Source organism: Streptomyces beigongshangae (assembly GCF_019710745.1).
Lineage (GTDB): Bacteria > Actinomycetota > Actinomycetes > Streptomycetales > Streptomycetaceae > Streptomyces > Streptomyces beigongshangae.
Window position 1 is genome coordinate 1 of record NZ_JAHKJW010000205.1, and the last position, 343, is coordinate 343.

At 80.5% G+C, this 343-nt stretch carries 1 pseudogene; it reads left to right on the forward strand.

Annotated features, from left to right (window positions below):
• Positions 1-343 (forward strand): annotated as a pseudogene (locus KM933_RS38860) (hypothetical protein); the annotation flags it as partial.

Genomic DNA, 343 nt, shown 5'->3' on the forward strand with positions numbered 1-343 from the left:
CATCGAGACCGCCATCGGCCGCGCCGCCGCCAAACCCGAGGGCCTCGAAGCACTCGCCCCCTGCACGCTGAACGCCGGGGGCGCGGACGAGGCGGGCGGTGACGAGGCGGGCGGTGACGGGGCGGGCGGTGACGCCGGGGCTGAGCCGACCGGGGGCGCCACGGAAGGGGCCGGCGGGAACGCGGGCGGCGACGCCGGGGACACCGGCGCCGGGGAGGACGCGGGCGGAGCCGGGGACGGCGCCGGCGCCGTCGGCACGATCAGCTGCCCCGAGGTCGAGCCGGGCCTGCCCGCGATCCCCGCCTCCGCGCAGGCCGAGGTCACCAGCAACCTCGCCCAGCTG